General features: G+C 61.8%; 13 protein-coding genes. 9 read left to right on the top strand and 4 right to left on the bottom strand.

Annotated features, from left to right (window positions below; genetic code table 11):
- Nucleotides 1-2: 2 nt before the first annotated feature.
- From BN1127_RS04885 to BN1127_RS04900, 4 genes are all read right to left on the bottom strand, one after another.
- Nucleotides 3-1,109, bottom strand: coding sequence for a type I restriction endonuclease (locus tag BN1127_RS04885; protein WP_042648713.1), 1,107 nt, complete (start codon nucleotides 1,107-1,109; stop codon nucleotides 3-5).
- 273 nt (nucleotides 1,110-1,382) lie between these two features.
- Nucleotides 1,383-4,277: a bifunctional [glutamate--ammonia ligase]-adenylyl-L-tyrosine phosphorylase/[glutamate--ammonia-ligase] adenylyltransferase gene (gene glnE, locus BN1127_RS04890; protein WP_042648714.1), complete on the bottom strand. Its 2,895-nt coding sequence runs from the start codon at nucleotides 4,275-4,277 to the stop codon at nucleotides 1,383-1,385.
- Nucleotides 4,278-4,415: 138 nt separating this feature from the next.
- The gene (locus BN1127_RS04895; RefSeq protein ID WP_042648715.1) at nucleotides 4,416-4,856 is read right to left on the bottom strand and encodes a GNAT family N-acetyltransferase; all 441 of its coding nucleotides are present in this window, start codon (nucleotides 4,854-4,856) and stop codon (nucleotides 4,416-4,418) included.
- 77 nt (nucleotides 4,857-4,933) lie between these two features.
- A complete protein-coding gene (locus BN1127_RS04900) occupies nucleotides 4,934-6,184 on the bottom strand; it encodes a methyl-accepting chemotaxis protein (RefSeq protein ID WP_042648716.1) in 1,251 nt (416 codons plus the stop codon).
- Between the two features lie 32 nt (nucleotides 6,185-6,216).
- Between BN1127_RS04900 and BN1127_RS04905 the strand changes: the two genes are divergently transcribed.
- The 9 genes from BN1127_RS04905 (at nucleotide 6,217) to BN1127_RS04945 (ending at nucleotide 16,068) form a co-directional block, all read left to right on the top strand.
- Nucleotides 6,217-7,038, top strand: a complete 822-nt coding sequence (locus tag BN1127_RS04905; protein WP_042648717.1) for a potassium channel family protein — start codon at nucleotides 6,217-6,219, stop codon at nucleotides 7,036-7,038.
- A 153-nt stretch (nucleotides 7,039-7,191) separates the two neighbouring features.
- A complete protein-coding gene (locus tag BN1127_RS04910) occupies nucleotides 7,192-7,797 on the top strand; it encodes a TIGR04211 family SH3 domain-containing protein (RefSeq protein WP_041205018.1) in 606 nt (201 codons plus the stop codon).
- A 155-nt stretch (nucleotides 7,798-7,952) separates the two neighbouring features.
- The gene (nudC, locus tag BN1127_RS04915; RefSeq protein ID WP_005332822.1) at nucleotides 7,953-8,732 is read left to right on the top strand and encodes an NAD(+) diphosphatase; all 780 of its coding nucleotides are present in this window, start codon (nucleotides 7,953-7,955) and stop codon (nucleotides 8,730-8,732) included.
- 150 nt (nucleotides 8,733-8,882) lie between these two features.
- Nucleotides 8,883-9,950, top strand: coding sequence for a uroporphyrinogen decarboxylase (gene hemE, locus BN1127_RS04920; RefSeq protein WP_042648718.1), 1,068 nt, complete (start codon nucleotides 8,883-8,885; stop codon nucleotides 9,948-9,950).
- 187 nt (nucleotides 9,951-10,137) lie between these two features.
- A complete protein-coding gene (locus BN1127_RS04925; RefSeq protein ID WP_042648719.1) occupies nucleotides 10,138-11,067 on the top strand; it encodes an ROK family protein in 930 nt (309 codons plus the stop codon).
- Nucleotides 11,068-11,116: 49 nt separating this feature from the next.
- Nucleotides 11,117-12,127: an erythrose-4-phosphate dehydrogenase gene (gene epd / locus BN1127_RS04930; RefSeq protein ID WP_042648720.1), complete on the top strand. Its 1,011-nt coding sequence runs from the start codon at nucleotides 11,117-11,119 to the stop codon at nucleotides 12,125-12,127.
- A 66-nt stretch (nucleotides 12,128-12,193) separates the two neighbouring features.
- Nucleotides 12,194-13,357, top strand: coding sequence for a phosphoglycerate kinase (locus BN1127_RS04935; protein WP_042648721.1), 1,164 nt, complete (start codon nucleotides 12,194-12,196; stop codon nucleotides 13,355-13,357).
- 116 nt (nucleotides 13,358-13,473) lie between these two features.
- Complete coding sequence (gene fbaA / locus BN1127_RS04940) at nucleotides 13,474-14,553, top strand: class II fructose-bisphosphate aldolase (protein WP_005332814.1); 1,080 nt, start codon at nucleotides 13,474-13,476, stop codon at nucleotides 14,551-14,553.
- A 210-nt stretch (nucleotides 14,554-14,763) separates the two neighbouring features.
- Complete coding sequence (locus BN1127_RS04945; RefSeq protein ID WP_082029970.1) at nucleotides 14,764-16,068, top strand: NAD(P)/FAD-dependent oxidoreductase; 1,305 nt, start codon at nucleotides 14,764-14,766, stop codon at nucleotides 16,066-16,068.
- The last annotated feature ends 13 nt before the right edge of the window (nucleotides 16,069-16,081 follow it).

The following is a 16,081-nucleotide window of genomic DNA, read 5'->3' on the forward strand; positions in this document are numbered from 1 at the left end:
AATCAGGTGCGGAATGACGGGTATACGGCTGTGGCAGTCAGCAACTGATCGGCAAAGGTAAATATCTCATCAACGGAGCCAATAGGATGTCGGGTTTCTTTCTTGTCAGCATCAAATAAACCAAGATATTTCTGCTTCGAATTGAAATGTAAGCGGCACAGAGGCTTGCGGTTATTGTCGTCGAGCAAGATACCAAAATAACTCTGGGTGTCCCTGGCCGCTATCCTGGTTACATCAAACCGCTGCCTCAGGATGGCTTTGACGACGTTGAAGCCTTCAACCTCCTCAATGCTGGTGTCGATCTTCGATTTTTCTTCATTATTATTCTCAGCCTCATTGCCATCGTTTGAGCCACTACTGTCAAAGACGGGCTGAATTGTTGAGGAATTGACGCTGCTACCTATCGCTGACTTCAATCTGGCATTGATGCTGTCATTGAGGAACTGGCTGAGAGCTTTCTTGGTGATGTCGGTAAAAGACTGTTTCACTCGTGCAGTAAGAACGCCGTCATAAATACGGGATGCAAAGAATTTCACAAAGTCTTCTTCTGGTGAGGAAAATTGCTCGGCGAGCAATTTCTTGATTTGACTGAGGTATTTCAGCTCTCCCGCCGCATCTACTACGGATTCAACATCGAAGGCGGTCTTGGTCAGCTTCAGCACCTCGGGTACTACGTGCTCATCGATATCTTCCAGATCCAGCGTTAGGAATGGTTTCTCGTCCATCTTGTTTGGGGCATCAAGGTCGGTATAGAACTCGTATTGAGCACCATTGGTCAGTATCCCGATCCGGGCATTGGTGACGGCAAAGTACCTGAATAGTTGTCCTGAATGCTTGGCAGAGAGCTTCTCACTGTATTTCTTACACTCCACCAATATTTGTACCTGACCATCTTTGAGAATGGCGTAGTCAACTTTTTCGCCTTTCTTGATACCCGTGTCTGCAGTGAATTCGGGGATTACTTCGGTGGGGTCGAACACATCATAACCGAGTACGCGGTTGAGAAATGGCATGACAAAGGCGTTCTTTGTTGCCTCTTCGGTTGCGATCATGGATGACTGCTGAGTGATTTTTTTGGCTAGGCTCTGTAGCTGTTCTGAAAAATCCATTATTTCCTCTCTGCATCGACGCGCTGTGTTGGTACTGCTCAGTTGGGGTTAGATGCTCCTCTCTGGATTAACGATATGCCTGTGACCCAGATTCCCACGTTTCTGCCCATATTCAGCAAAGCGCCATACGATGCCAAGATATGAATACCTGAAACAGGATCCAGCTCACCGCTATTGAGCTGTATATGAAATAAATCGAGGGATCTTGTTCGAGCGGGCCTTAATACAACAAGGGGCGCCGTGGCGCCCCTTGTTGTCGATGCGGCGGTAGCCTTACTCCCCCAGCAGCTGTTGCCAGACCGCCAGCACATGGCCCCGCTCGGTCAGCAGCTGATCGTCCCCCACCTTGCGGGAGATCTCCGAGAGGTTGAGGCGATGGCCCTGGTTGCGGATCTCCAGATAGGCGTGTTTCAGCCCCTCCGCCTGCTCCAGGGTCAATACCCCCGCCATCACGCACTCGTCGAAGATGCGCACGTTGTCCGACCAGCGGGTCAGGGCCTCAGGCTCGCCACAGGCGTGGGCCAGCACCAGGTACTGGGCGATGAACTCTATGTCCACCATGCCGCCCGGGGACTGCTTGAGATCGAACTCCCCCTCGCCCGCCTTGAGCAGGTGATCCCGCATCTTGTGGCGCATCTCGCGCACCTCGCGGGCCAGGGTTGGGAGGTCGCGCTCCTTGGCCAGCACGGCGCGACGGATGCGGGCAAAGTCGGCGATGACCCCCTCGTCCCCATAGATGGGGCGGGCCCGCACCAGGGCCTGATGCTCCCAGGTCCAGGCCTCGTGCTGCTGGTACTGCTCATAGGCGGCGAGAGAGGAGACCAGCAGGCCGGCGTCGCCGGAGGGGCGCAGCCGCATGTCGATCTCGTAGAGGATCCCCGAGGGGGTGCGGGTGCTGAACAGGTGCAGGATCCGCTGGGCCAGGCGCAGGTAGAACTGGCGGCTGTCGATGGGCTTGCGCCCGTCGGTGTAGCCGTTGGGGTCACCGCCGTGCAGGAAGACGAGATCGAGATCCGAGCCGTAACCCAGCTCTATGCCGCCCAGCTTGCCGTAGGCCACCACGGCGAAGCCGCGCTGGCCGCTCAGTGCCACCTCGGGGGGTACCCCGTAGCGCTCGCTCATCTGGGCCCAGGCCTGATTGACCACCTCTTCGGTGATGGCCTCCGCCAGCCAGGTGAGGTGGTCGCTCACCTTCATCAGCGGCAGGGCGCCGGCGATGTCGGCGGCGACTATGCGCAGCAGCTGTACCTGCTTGAACTGGCGTAGCGCCTCCATCTGCTGCTCCACGTCCTCTTCGGGGATGCGCAGCAGGAACTGACGCAGCTGGGGCTTGTACTGATCCAGCGGGGTGGGGTGGTAGAGGTGCTGGGGATCCAGCAGCTCGTCCAGCAGTATGGGGTAGCGGGCGAGCTGCTCGCTCACCAGGTTGCTCTCGTCGCACAGGCGCACCAGCTGGCGCAGGGCGGCGGGGTTCTCCGCCAGCAGTTGCAGGTAGGCGCTGCGGGTGAAGATGCGGGTCAGCAGGGTGCAGACCCGCTCGAACAGGCGGGCGGGCTCACGGCTCGCCACCACCAGTCGCAGCAGCTCAGGCATCAGCCAGTCCAGGGCGATGCGCCCCTGGGGCCCGACCTGGCGGCGCTTGTACTCCTCCTTGAAGCGCAGCAGAGCGGCGCAAAGCGGCGCAGGCTCGGTCACCCCTTGTGCAGTCAGCAGTTGCTCCAGCTCGGCGGCGTCGAGCTCGGTGCGCCAGAGATCGAGCCAGAGCTGCTCCAGGTGAGCGGGGGCTTCTTTCTCTTCCCCCACCACGGCGACGAACTCCTGATGGACTATGGCCATCTCCTCGTCGAGGTGCGTCATGAAGGCGTCCCAGTCGGCGAAGCCGGTGGCGGCGATCAGTCGCTGGCGATCCCGCTCCTCGGTGGGCAGGGTCTGGGTCTGCTGATCCCCTATCTCCTGCAATATGTTCTCGACCCGGCGCAGGAAGCGATAAGCCTGGAGCAAGCGCGCGCAGCGCTCCTCATCGAGGGCGCCGCTTTGGGCGATGGCCGCCAGCGCTTCGGGCAGGTGGCGCACCCGCAGGGCGGGCTCGCGGCCGCCACGGATGAGCTGCAGCGCCTGGGCGATGAACTCCACCTCGCGGATGCCGCCGGCCCCCAGCTTGATGTTGCCCTCCAGCCCCTTGCGGCGTACCTCGGCGGCTATCATCGCCTTCATCTGGCGCAGGCCGTCGATGACGCCAAAGTCGATGTAGCGGCGGAACACGAAGGGGCGCAGTAGCTCGGTGAGGGCCTGGGCGTGTTCGCACTGGGGCCCCAGCACCCGCGCCTTGACCATGGCGTAGCGCTCCCAGTTGCGGCCATGGTGCTGGTAGTAATCCTCCATGGCGGCGAAGGAGATGGCGAGCGGCCCCGCCTCGCCGAAGGGGCGCAGCCGCATGTCGACTCTGAACACCTGACCATCCTGAGTGGGCTGGTGCAGGGCGTTGATCAGGCGCTGGCCCAGCTTGATGAAGAACTGCTGGTTGGCGAGTTCGCGCCGCCCGCCGACCGTGTAGCCGTTCTCCGGGAAGGTGAAGATGAGGTCGATGTCCGAGGAGAAGTTCAGCTCGCCGCCCCCCAGCTTGCCCATGCCGAGGATGAGCAGGGGCTGAGGGTCGCCGTTGCCGTCCATGGGGGTGCCAAGCTCGGCGCACTGTCTGGCGTAGAGCCAGTCCCGGGCGCCGCAGATCAGCGCGTCCGCGAGCCTGGTGAGATGGATGAAACTCTCTTCCACCTCGGCCTGACCCAGCAGCTCGCGCCAGGCGATCACCAGCATGCGGCTGCGTCTGAACTGGCGCAGCACTCGCTTGAGCGCCTCCTCGTCATGGACCTCGGCGAGCAGGGCCGCCAGATCGCCCTCGTAGGCGGGCCAGCGCTCGGACAGCGCCAGATCCCCGGAGGTCAGGGTCTGTGCCAGCAGCTCCGGCTGCTTGATGAGGGAGTCTGCGACGAAATCCGAGAGGCCAAACAGGGTCAGCAGGGTCTGCTGCTCCATCGCGGGCAAATCGCCATAGTCGGGCGCCAGCGCCAGCAGCCGCTGCCACTGGCGCCCGGCCTGATCCTGCAGCAAGGGTGACAGAGCAGAGAGGGATGCCGGAGATGGGGGAAGAGAAGAGGAATGCTGGGCCACGGTTGCCGTCCTTGTGATTAACGGGTCTGCAGAGGGAATGAAAACACCGGCAGCCAATCTAGCATTGTCCCGCGCCTGCGTCACAGCCCGGGAGAGAGAAGCATGAGCCGGCGGGGAAAATGGGCCGCCGGCGCAGGCTCAGGGGCGCTGATAGATCTCGGGGTCGTATTTTTCCATCAGGCTGCCAGGGGCGCGGGGCGGCGCGAAGCCAAAACCGGCATAGAGCCCCTGGGCATCCGAGGTGGCAAGCATGAGGCGGCGCAGCCCCTGCAAGGCGGGATGGGCCAGGATGGCGGCGATCAGCGCCTTGCTGTGGCCCTGACCGCGATGGGCGGGCAGCACGAATACATCGGACAGATAGCCGAAGGTGGCTTTGTCTGTGATGACCCGGGCGAAGGCCACCTGCTGGCCGTCGACATAGCCGCCGAAGCAGAGGGAATGATTGATGGCCCGTTGCACCGTGGAGAGGGGAATGCCGAGGCTCCAGTAGGCCTCCTCGGACAGGAAACGGTGAATGAGCGGGACATCGAGGCGTCCCTTGTCGTCGCTGATCTCCAGTGGGGATTGGGTGTGCTGCATCCTGGCTCCTTGCCGTGACATGAGATGAAATGAAAAAGGCCCCTCGCGGGGCCTTCCAGTTTACTCAAATCACGGCCTCAGGCCAGCTTGAAGGCCTGGATATGATTGTCCAGCGTCTGGCTGTGGTGCTCCACCAGTTCGGAGGCATCTTTCAGCTCCCGCAGCACCACCACGGAGCCTTCCACCACCTGTTTGACCTGCTCCAGGTTGGCGTTCATCTCTTCGGCCACCGAGCTCTGCTGCTCGGAGGCGGCGGCGATCTGGCGGTTCATGTCGGCCACCCCCTGCACCCGCTGCACTATGGTGGCGAGCTGATCGCCGGCCTGGGTCACCTGCGCCACCCCCTTGTCCGCCTGCTGAACGCTCTCGGCCATCAGGCCGACGGCCTGGCGGGCATTGCCCTGCAACTGCTCGATCATCTTCTGGATCTCGACGGTGGCGGCCTGGGCCCGGTTCGCGAGTTCGCGCACCTCGGAGGCGACCACGGCGAAGCCACGCCCCGCCTCGCCGGCGCGGGCGGCCTCGATGGCGGCGTTCAGAGCCAACAGGTTGGTCTGCTCCGAGATGCTGCGGATGGTGTCCACCACTGAGCCGATGCGATCGACCCCGTGCTCCACCTCGTTGACCACGGCAGAGGAGCGCTGGATGTTGCCGGAGAGGGTGTCTATGGTGCTGACGGTGGCGGCCACACAGCGGCTGCCCTCCTCGGCCAGGGCGCTGGCATCGAAGGTGGCGTGGGAGGCCTGTTCCGCATGGTTGGCCACCTCGCGAATGGCGCCCACCATCTGGCTCATGGCGCTGGCGAGCTGTTCTATCTGGGTGAACTCCTCGTTGATCGCCTCGTTCGCCTCCTCCATGCAAAGCGTCACCTGGGAGGCGATGTCATTGAGCTCCTTGCAGGCGGCGCGCTGGGTGCCGAACACCTCCTTGAGGTTATCCTGGGAATGGGCGACCGCCTTGGCGATGTCCCCGAACTCGTCCCGGGACTTGAGCAGCACGCTGTGGCTGAGATCCTTGCGGGCGAAGCGCTCCAGCAGGCCCACCAGATAATGCACCTGCTTGACCATGAGCCGGGAGCCGGTCAGCAGCAGCACCACGAAGACGACCCCCATCAGCGCCGTCTCCATCAGACCGGTCCAGAGCAGACGATCGGCAATGGCATTCGCCTTGGTGGCGTCTATGCCCTCGCCGAGCAGGGTGGCTTCCAGGTTGCTGGCATCGAACCAGAGCTTGGCCAGCAAGAGCAGCGTGCTGAACACCATGAGCAGCACCACCTTGGGCACCAACCGGATGTTGCTCATTCGCCTCTCCAGCGAGTTTAACTGCATAATCTTTCTCCTTCTTAATGGCCGGTTTTCCTTTGTCCTCAGGAATATCGGCATTATCTTCCTTTTTATTAATTCGCACCGTGCCTAAAGTAGGAAATTGTATGCGACATCACTTAACTCACCTGCGCGCCATGGATCTGCTGATGGCGTTTCTGTCGGTGATCTCCGTTTCTCTGGTCTGCGCCCGCTGGTGGGGCCACAGTGAGTGGAGTCCGCAGACCCTGCAACTCTTCTATGACGTCGATAGCCTGATCTGCTATTTCTTCCTCGCCCACTTCGCCTACGGCTGGGTGCGGGCCCCCAATCGGATGGCCTTCTTCAAGGCCAACTGGTTCTATCTGCCGGGCAGCCTGCCCATGGTGGAACAGCTGCGCTGGGCGCGGCTGATCCAGCTGTGGCGGGTCTATCAGCTGCTGCGAGACAGGCCGGACCTGCTGGGCATGTTTCGCCGGGAGCGCAACGAAACCACCTTGTCCGGCATTCTGTTCCTGTTCTTCCTGCTGCTGGGGGTGGGCTCCGGCGTCATGTACTGGCTGGAGACGGGCCAGCCAGGCAGCCTGATCCAGACCCCCTATGACGCCTTCTGGTGGACGCTTGTGACGCTGTCGACCGTGGGTTACGGGGATCTGGTACCCAAGACCGAGGAGGGGCGCTTCGTCGCCAGCCTGCTCATCCTGTTTGGTGTGGGTCTGTTTGGCGCCCTCAGCGGTTTCATGGCCAGCCTGTTCGTGCATCCCGGCAAGACCAACGACGACACCACCCTGTGGCGACGCCAGCAGAGCGAGCAGCAGGCGCAACTGTTGCAGGAGCTGAAGGCCCTGCGTGCCGAGGTGAGGGCATTGCAACAGAAGTAGCCTGCGGCGTCTGGAATGGTCGCGTGGCAAACGGGAGAGACGGTGAGACGCCTCTCAGTCAGGGGGGCGCCGCTTTTCTTTGCTTGTCCTTTGACCCGCTGGCGGCTTAACATTCGGCCTGCAACCTAATTCAACGAAGAGAATCGATCGACCATGCGCGCCCTTCTCGGGATCTTGATCTGCTTGTGTGCCCAACAGGTACTGGCCGATACCCGTTATGTCTCAGACAACATCTTTACCTATATCCACAACGGTCCTGGCACCCAGTACCGGATCCTCGGCAGCGTCAAGGCTGGTGAGCCGCTGGAGGTCAAGGCGGTGAACAACGACGCCGGTTTCACCCAGGTGGTGGACGGCCGTGGTCGTGAAGGCTGGATCAAGAACAGCGAGCTGCAGGCGGAGATCAGCCTGCGCGAGCGCCTTCCCCAGGTTCAGAAAGAGCTGGATGAGGCCAGGGCCCGTCTGCTGAACCTCAATGGCGACAACGAGCGACGCTTCGCCGAGAAGGATGGCCAGATCACCGAGCAAAGCAAGGAGATCGCCAGCCTGAAGGCCCAGCTCGCCAGCCAGAGCACAGAGATGAGCAGCCTCAAGGAGCAGAACGACGCCCTGACTCAGAGCTATGACAACCAGGAGCACGACATGCAGATGGACTGGTTCATCCGCGGTGGTGCCATGGTGCTCGGCGGCATACTGCTCGGCATTCTCCTCCCCATGCTGCCCCGTCGTCGCAAGAGCAGCGAGCGCTGGATGAACTGATCGCCCGGGCGATCGCCAAGAGAAAGGTCGCCACGGCGGCCTTTTTTCATGGGGGCGCATAGACCATGTCAGGGGTCGCCAGGGGGCCTCTGCGGCCGTAAGATGAGCCCAAGACCCGTGCCCTGCGCACCCTTCTCAACAAGAGCCTTCAACATATGTCATCAACCGAACAGGCCCGCTGGTTCGTGCTGGGGGGCGATCACCTCGTCCTGCTGGATGAACGGGGGCAGATCCCCCAGGGCCCCAGGGCCTGCCTGCCCGCCCATCTGCACTCCGCCCATTTTGAGTCTTTTGATGAGTGGGACGGGCTGCCCTGTTATCTGCTGGATCTGGGGCCGGATGCCGAGAGCCCTCCCCTGGCGGGGCTGCGCCAGCTGATGGTGGCGGGGGACGAGGAGGGGTTTCGCCTCGCCGGTCGCGCCTGGCAGTTGGCCACCTTCCGCCGCACCCATCGCTTCTGCGGCGAATGTGGCGCCCCCATGACCCCCAAGGCGAGGGAGTGGGCACAGATGTGCCGGCATGGTCACGTCGTCTACCCGCGCATCTCCCCCTGTATCATAGTGGCGGTGCGCAAGGGCCCGGCTATCCTGCTGGCGGCCCATCGCCGTCACTATCAGGCGGAGGATCCCATGTATACGGTGCTGGCGGGCTTCGTGGAGGCGGGGGAGAACCTGGAGCAGTGCGTGGCGCGGGAGGTGTTCGAGGAGAGCGGCATCCGGGTGTGCAACGTGCGCTACGTGGCGAGCCAGCCCTGGCCCTTCCCCCACAGCCTGATGATGGGCTTCACCGCCGACTACCAGAGCGGCGAGATCAAGGTGCAGGACGACGAGCTGGTGGCCGCCGACTTCTTCGAGGCGGACCAACTGCCACGGCTGCCCCCCCACGGCACCATAGCGCGGCGGCTGATCGAGCAGAGCCTCGCAGAGAAGTGGTGAGGGCGAGGCCCTGAAAAGCGGGGCCTTGGTTTGCGCCCCCTCACATCTTTGCACTCCGGCGACCCTGCGGCGCGTTTGTGCCGCCCTCAGCCTCGCACAAAGTGGTATCATATCCGCCATTTTATGCTGGATATGAACTCAGGAACTGGGATGAAAGAGCTGAAGAACGATCGATACCTGCGTGCCCTGCTGCGCCAGGATGTGGACATGACCCCGGTGTGGATGATGCGTCAGGCTGGCCGCTACCTGCCGGAATACAAGGCGACCCGCGCCGTCGCGGGGGACTTCATGTCCCTGTGCCGCAACGCCGAGCTGGCCTGTGAAGTCACCCTGCAGCCGCTGCGCCGCTATCCCCTCGATGCCGCCATCCTCTTCTCCGATATCCTGACCGTGCCCGACGCCATGGGGCTGGGCCTCTACTTCGAGCACGGGGAAGGCCCGCGCTTCGAGCGCCCCATCAAGTCCATGGCCGACGTGCAGGCGCTGCCCATCCCGGATCCGGAAGACGAGCTGGGTTACGTGATGAACGCGGTGCGCACCATTCGCCGCGAGCTCAAGGGCGAAGTGCCGCTGATCGGCTTCTCCGGCAGCCCCTGGACCCTGGCCACCTACATGGTGGAGGGGGGCAGCTCCAAGGCCTTCACCAAGATCAAGCAGATGATGTATGCAGAGCCGCAGACCCTGCACCTGCTGCTGGACAAGCTGGCGGACAGCGTGATCAGCTACCTCAACGCCCAGATCAAGGCGGGTGCCCAGTCCGTCATGGTGTTCGACACCTGGGGCGGCGTGCTGACCCCCCGCGATTACTGCGACTTCTCCCTGCAGTACATGCACAAGATTGTCGATGGCCTGATCCGCGAGAATGAGGGGCGCCGCGTGCCGGTCACCCTGTTCACCAAGAATGGCGGCCAGTGGCTGGAACAGATCGCCGCCACCGGCTGCGATGCGCTGGGACTGGACTGGACCACAGACATCGCGGATGCCAAGCGCCGGGTCGGTGACAAGGTGGCGCTGCAGGGCAACATGGATCCCTCCATGCTTTACGCCGCGCCTGCGCGTATCCGCGAAGAGGTCGCCACCATTTTGGCGGGCTTTGGCAGCGGCAACGGCCACGTCTTCAATCTGGGTCACGGCATCCATCAGGATGTGGACCCGGAGCACGCCGGGGTGTTTGTGAATGCGGTGCACGAGCTGTCGGCTCAGTACCACGGCCGCTGAGCGCGGCAGACAGCACGATGAGAACGGGGCCTGCGGGCCCCGTTTTGCTGCCCGGCCTCGCGGGGGCTGCATCCTGGTCACCGCTCGGGTTACACTGCACCACCACTGAACAGGGTCGCGGACAGGATGGGCGAGTGCACCTCCTGACGACCGTGTGAGGGCGTCGTCGAACATGGCAGGAGGCAGGATGGGCAAGAGTGCATGGGACTGGGGAATCGATCTTGGCGGAACCAAGTGCGAGTGCGTGGTACTCGAGGGTGACGAGGTGCTGCTGCGCCATCGCATCCCCACCGAGCGCCGTGGCGGTTACGAGCACATGATAGGCCAGATCGCCAAACTGGTGGACGAGTGCGCCGAGCGGCTCGGCCAGCGTCCCGCCATCCTCGGCATGGGCACCCCGGGGGCGCGGGATCCCCAGACCGGGCTGATGAAGAACTGCAACACCACAGAGCTCAACGGCAAGCCGTTCAAGGAAGATCTGGAGCGCAGGCTCGGCATTCCTGTGCTGATCGCCAACGACGCCAACTGCTTCGCCCTGGCGGAAACCCATCTGGGGGCGGTGCGCCAGCACCATCCCGATGCCAAGGTGGTGTTCGGTATCATCATGGGCACAGGGGTGGGCTCCGGCATCGTCATCAACGGCCAGATCCTCAACGGCCATCACGGCATTGCCGGTGAGTGGGGCCACAACGTGCTCTCTCCCGACGGCCCCGAGTGCTACTGCGGCAAGCGCGGCTGCGTCGAGACCTTCATCAGCGGCCCGGCGCTGGAGGCCTGGTATGAGGCCAAGGCCAAGCGCCATCTGTCACTGGCCCAGATAGTGGCGGCCAGTGCCCACGATCACGTCGCCAGACTCACCATGGACCGGCTGCACCTGCTGTTCGGCCAGGCCTTGGCCAACGTGGTCAACATTCTGGATCCGGACGTCATCGTCATCGGTGGCGGGGTGGGCAACGTGCAGAGCCTCTACAGCGTCGGTCGGCAGACGGTACTGCCATTCCTCTTCAACCCCCGCTTCGCCACCCCCATCATAGCGCCGGCCCTGGGAGACAGTGCCGGGGTGTTCGGGGCCGCGCTGCTGGCCAGAGGCGTCTTCAAGGAGGCCCTGCTGTCGTGAACCAGTCAGGGACCCGTCACTTTGTCGCAGGTAAGGACACAGATTTTTCATGATCAAGATTGCCATCAACGGATACGGGCGCATCGGCCGCAACGTGTTGCGCGCCCTCTACGAGAGCGGCCGCGATAACCAGCTTAAGATAGTCGCCATCAACGAACTGGCGGCCCCGGAGGCCATGGTGCATCTGACCCGCTTCGACACCAGCCACGGCCGGTTCGGCTATCCGGTGCAGCTCGCGGGCAACAGCATGCTGGTGGGGGAGGATCTCATCTCCCTGTTCGCCGAGCAGGATCCGTCGCGGCTACCCTGGCGGGCGCTGGGGGTGGATGTGGTGCTGGACTGCACCGGGGTATTCGGCTCCCGGGCCGATGCCGAATTGCATCTGGGGGCGGGAGCGGGCAAGGTCTTGTTCTCCCATCCAGCGGATGCAGATGTGGATGCCACCATAGTCTACGGGGTGAACCATCAGGTGCTGACGGGGCGGGAGCGGATCGTCTCCAATGCCTCCTGTACCACCAACTGCGTGGTGCCCGTCATCGAAACATTGCATCGAGAATTCGAGATAAATTGTGGTACTATTACGACAATTCATTCGGCCATGCACGATCAGCAAGTCATCGATGCCTATCACAGCGACTTGCGTCGAACCCGGGCCGCCAGCCAGTCCATCATCCCGGTGGATACCAAGCTGGCAAAGGGGTTGGAGCGAATCCTTCCTCACTTCGCCGGCAAGTTCGAGGCGATCGCGGTACGGGTGCCGACCATCAACGTCACCGCCATGGATCTGAGCATTACTGTTCGTAAAAAAGTGACAGTTAGTGACGTAAATCAAGCCCTGCAACGGGCATCCAGAGGTACATTACAGGGTATCCTGGACTACACGGAAGAGCCGCTGGTCTCCGTAGACTTTAATCATGATGCACACTCCTGCATCATTGATGGTACCCAGACCCGGGTGAGCGATGCCAACCTCGTCAAGATGTTGATGTGGTGTGATAACGAATGGGGCTTCGCCAACCGCATGCTGGATACCACCCGGGCCATGATGGCCGCAGGCTGAGAGTCTGCACCGGGCGCAAGGTTACTGTTTTTTTAACATTACCTGAAAATATATAGAGGACTGAATATGTCTGTTATCAAGATGACCGACCTGGATCTGGCGGGTAAACGCGTTCTGATCCGTGCTGACCTGAACGTGCCGGTAAAAGACGGCAAGGTCACTTCCGATGCACGTATCGTGGCGACGCTGCCGACCATCAAGCTGGCTCTGGAAAAGGGCGCCAAGCTGATGATCACCTCCCACCTGGGTCGTCCGACCGAGGGTGAATACAACGAAGAATTCTCCCTGGCCCCGGTAGTCAACTATCTGAAAGACGCTCTGTCCTGCCCGGTCCGCCTGGCCAAGGATTACCTGGATGGCGTAGAAGTCGCCGCCGGTGAGCTGGTTGTGCTGGAAAACTGCCGTTTCAACAAAGGCGAGAAGAAGAACACCGAAGAGCTGGCCAAAAAATACGCCGCCCTGTGTGACGTCTTTGTAATGGATGCGTTCGGTACTGCTCACCGTGCCGAAGGTTCCACCTACGGTGTGGCCCAGTTCGCCCCGGTTGCCTGTGCCGGTCCGCTGCTGGCGGGTGAACTGGACGCCCTGGGCAAGGCCATGCTGAAGCCCGAGCGCCCCATGGTTGCCATCGTTGGCGGCTCCAAGGTCTCCACCAAGCTGACCGTGCTGGAATCCCTCTCCAAGATCGCTGACCAGCTGGTGGTTGGTGGTGGCATCGCCAACACCTTCATCGCCGCTGCCGGTCACAACGTCGGCAAGTCCCTGTGCGAGCACGACCTGATCGACACCGCCAAGAAGCTGGCTGCCGAGACCAACATTCCGGTGACCACAGACGTCGTCGTGGGTACCGAATTCTCCGAGTCCACCCCGGCCACCATCAAGTCTGTTAGCGATGTGACCGATGGCGACATGATCTTCGACATCGGCCCTGACTCTGCCAAGGCCCTGGCCGACATCATCATGAACGCCAAGACCATCCTGTGGAACGGCCCGGTCGGTGTGTTCGAGTTCGACCAGTTCGCCGAAGGCACCAAGGTGATCGCCGAAGCTATCGCCGCTTCCCCGGCCTTCTCCATCGCTGGCGGTGGTGACACCCTGGCCGCCATCGACAAGTTCGGCATCGCCGACAAGGTCTCCTACATCTCCACCGGCGGCGGCGCCTTCCTGGAGTTCGTAGAAGGCAAGGTACTGCCGGCTGTCGCGATTCTCGAAGAGCGCGCCAAAGCCTAATTGACCCGGGACGGGGGGCAAAAGCCTCCCGTTTCGTTTATCATGTGGCCGCTGTGCCGGTTCATGATGAACCCCCCATTTTTTATTAACGGCATACGAGAACAGGACGATTAAACATGTCTAAGAAAATTTTCGACTTCGTAAAACCCGGCGTGATCACTGGTGATGACGTTCAGAAAGTGTTCGCCATCGCTAAAGAGAACGGCTTTGCTCTGCCTGCCGTGAACTGCGTCGGTACCGACTCCGTCAACGCCGTGCTGGAAGCTGCCGCCAAGGTCAAAGCCCCGGTCATCGTTCAGTTCTCCAACGGTGGTGCCGTGTTCACCGCCGGCAAGGGTCTGAAGCTGGAAGGCCAGCAGGCTGCCATCATCGGTGCCATCTCCGGTGCCAAGCACGTGCACGCCGTTGCCGAAGCCTACGGTGTACCGGTAATCCTGCACACCGACCACGCCGCCAAGAAGCTGCTGCCGTGGATCGACGGTCTGCTGGAAGCGGGCGAGAAGCACTTTGCCGAGACCGGCAAGCCGCTGTTCTCCTCCCACATGCTGGATCTGTCCGAAGAGTCTCTGGAAGAGAACATCGACATCTGCTGCGAGTACCTGACTCGCATGGCCAAGATGAACATGACTCTGGAGCTGGAACTGGGTTGCACCGGTGGCGAAGAAGACGGTGTGGACAACAGCCACATGGATCAATCCGCCCTGTACACCCAGCCGGAAGATGTGGCTTACGCCTACGAGCGTCTGTCCAAGATCAGCCCGCGTTTCACCATCGCTGCCTCCTTCGGCAACGTGCACGGTGTTTACAAGCCGGGTAACGTCAAGCTGACCCCGTCCATCCTGGACGCTTCCCAGAAATACGTTTCCGAGAAGTTCGGTCTGCCGGCCAAGTCCCTGGACTTCGTGTTCCACGGTGGCTCAGGTTCCACCCTGGAAGAGATCCGCGAATCCATCTCCTACGGCGTCGTGAAGATGAACATCGACACCGACACCCAGTGGGCTACCTGGGAAGGTCTGTTGAACTTCTACAAGACCAACGAAGCCTACCTGCAAGGCCAGCTGGGCAACCCGGAAGGCGCCGACAAGCCGAACAAGAAGTTCTACGATCCGCGCGTATGGCTGCGTGCCGGTCAGACTTCCATGATCGCCCGTCTGGAGAAAGCCTTCTCCGACCTGAACGCCATCAACGTACTGTAATTCGTTACCGTATCTTGATTGCTGAAGAGGCGCCCTGCGGGGCGCCTCTTTCATTTTGGGCCCTCGGCTGGCCCCTAAAAAGGTGTCCTTCGGGACACCTTTTACATTTCTGTGATCCACGGAGGCTGGAATGGTGACCCTGGGCTGGGTATTATCGATGACACTGCGTTTAATTTAGTAAACAAATGCAACCAAGGCAGGATGCTGAGCATGCAGACAGGAAGACACAACGGACACCAGGAGCACGTGGCCTCCTATTATGCGGCCACCCGCAACGACCATAGGCAGTGGCCCGAGCTCAGCGGTGAGCTGGATGCCGACGTCTGCATCATAGGCGGCGGTTTCACCGGCCTCAACACCGCCATCAACCTGGCCGAGGCCGGTTACAAGGTGGTGCTGCTGGAGGCCAACCGCATCGGCTGGGGCGCCTCTGGGCGCAACGGCGGCCAGCTCATTCGCGGCATCGGCCACGACACCAGCCAGTTTGCCCGCTGGATAGGCGAGCAAGGGGTGCGCGAGCTGGACCTGATGGGGCTGGAGGCGGTGCAGCTGGTGCGCGAGCGGGTCGCGCGGTTCAACATCGACTGCGATCTGATCTGGGGCTACTGCGACCTCGCCACCAAGTCACGCCACCTCAAGGGATTTGAGGAGGATGCCGAGCACTTGGCCAGCCTGGGTTACCGGCATGAACTCAGGCTGGTCCCCAAGGGGGAGATAAGGTCAGTGGTGGGGTCGGATCGCTATATCGGCGGCATGATCGACATGGGCTCAGGCCACCTGCACCCCCTCAACCTGGCGCTCGGCGAGGCCCGTGCGGCAGCCAGCCTGGGCGTCGCCCTGTTCGAGCACTCCAGGGTGACCCACATCGAGTATGGCGAACGGGTCGAGGTGACCACGGCCCACGGCCGCTGCCGCGCCAACTACCTGGTGATCGGCTGCAACGCCTACCTCAATGAGCTCAATCCCGAACTGGGGGGCAAGGTGCTGCCGGCGGGCTCCTACATACTCGCCACCCAGGTGCTGGAGAAACGGCTGCGCCAGCGGCTGCTGCCGCAAAACATGGCTGTGTGCGATCAGAACGTGGCGCTCGACTACTACCGGTTGTCGGCCGATGGTCGCCTGCTGTTTGGCGGGGCCTGCAACTACTCGGGGCGTGATCCCAGGGACATCAAGGCGTTTATGCTGCCCAAGCTGCTGCGGGTCTTCCCTGAGCTCGCGGGCACCGCCATCGAGTTTCAGTGGGGGGGCATGATAGGCATAGGCGCCAACCGGCTGCCTCAGATCGGGCGCCTCAAGGAGCATCCCAATGTGTTCTATGCCCAGGCTTACTCGGGGCACGGCCTCAATGCCACTCACATGGCCGCCAAGCTGGTGGCCGAGGCGATCAGGGGGGAGAGCCGGGGCTTCGATCTCTTCAGTAGCGTGCCCCACATGACCTTCCCCGGCGGACCTGCCCTGCGCTCCCCCTTGCTGGCGCTCGGGATGCTGTGGCACCGGATGAAGGATCTGCTGTAAGTCTAAGGGGGAG

The organism is Aeromonas media (assembly GCF_000819985.1).
GTDB lineage: Bacteria > Pseudomonadota > Gammaproteobacteria > Enterobacterales > Aeromonadaceae > Aeromonas > Aeromonas media.

Bases quoted from the DNA above. Each gene is read 5' to 3' on its own strand.
- nudC (WP_005332822.1), top strand. From the start codon at position 7,953: ATGTCATCAACCGAACAGGCCCGCTGGTTCGTGCTGGGGGGCGATCAC.
- fbaA (WP_005332814.1), top strand. From the start codon at position 13,474: ATGTCTAAGAAAATTTTCGACTTCGTAAAACCCGGCGTGATCACTGGT.
- BN1127_RS04900 (WP_042648716.1), bottom strand. From the start codon at position 6,184: ATGCAGTTAAACTCGCTGGAGAGGCGAATGAGCAACATCCGGTTGGTG.
- epd (WP_042648720.1), top strand. From the start codon at position 11,117: ATGATCAAGATTGCCATCAACGGATACGGGCGCATCGGCCGCAACGTG.
- BN1127_RS04925 (WP_042648719.1), top strand. From the start codon at position 10,138: ATGGGCAAGAGTGCATGGGACTGGGGAATCGATCTTGGCGGAACCAAG.
- BN1127_RS04895 (WP_042648715.1), bottom strand. From the start codon at position 4,856: ATGCAGCACACCCAATCCCCACTGGAGATCAGCGACGACAAGGGACGC.
- hemE (WP_042648718.1), top strand. From the start codon at position 8,883: ATGAAAGAGCTGAAGAACGATCGATACCTGCGTGCCCTGCTGCGCCAG.
- BN1127_RS04935 (WP_042648721.1), top strand. From the start codon at position 12,194: ATGTCTGTTATCAAGATGACCGACCTGGATCTGGCGGGTAAACGCGTT.
- BN1127_RS04945 (WP_082029970.1), top strand. From the start codon at position 14,764: ATGCAGACAGGAAGACACAACGGACACCAGGAGCACGTGGCCTCCTAT.
- BN1127_RS04885 (WP_042648713.1), bottom strand. From the start codon at position 1,109: ATGGATTTTTCAGAACAGCTACAGAGCCTAGCCAAAAAAATCACTCAG.
- BN1127_RS04910 (WP_041205018.1), top strand. From the start codon at position 7,192: ATGCGCGCCCTTCTCGGGATCTTGATCTGCTTGTGTGCCCAACAGGTA.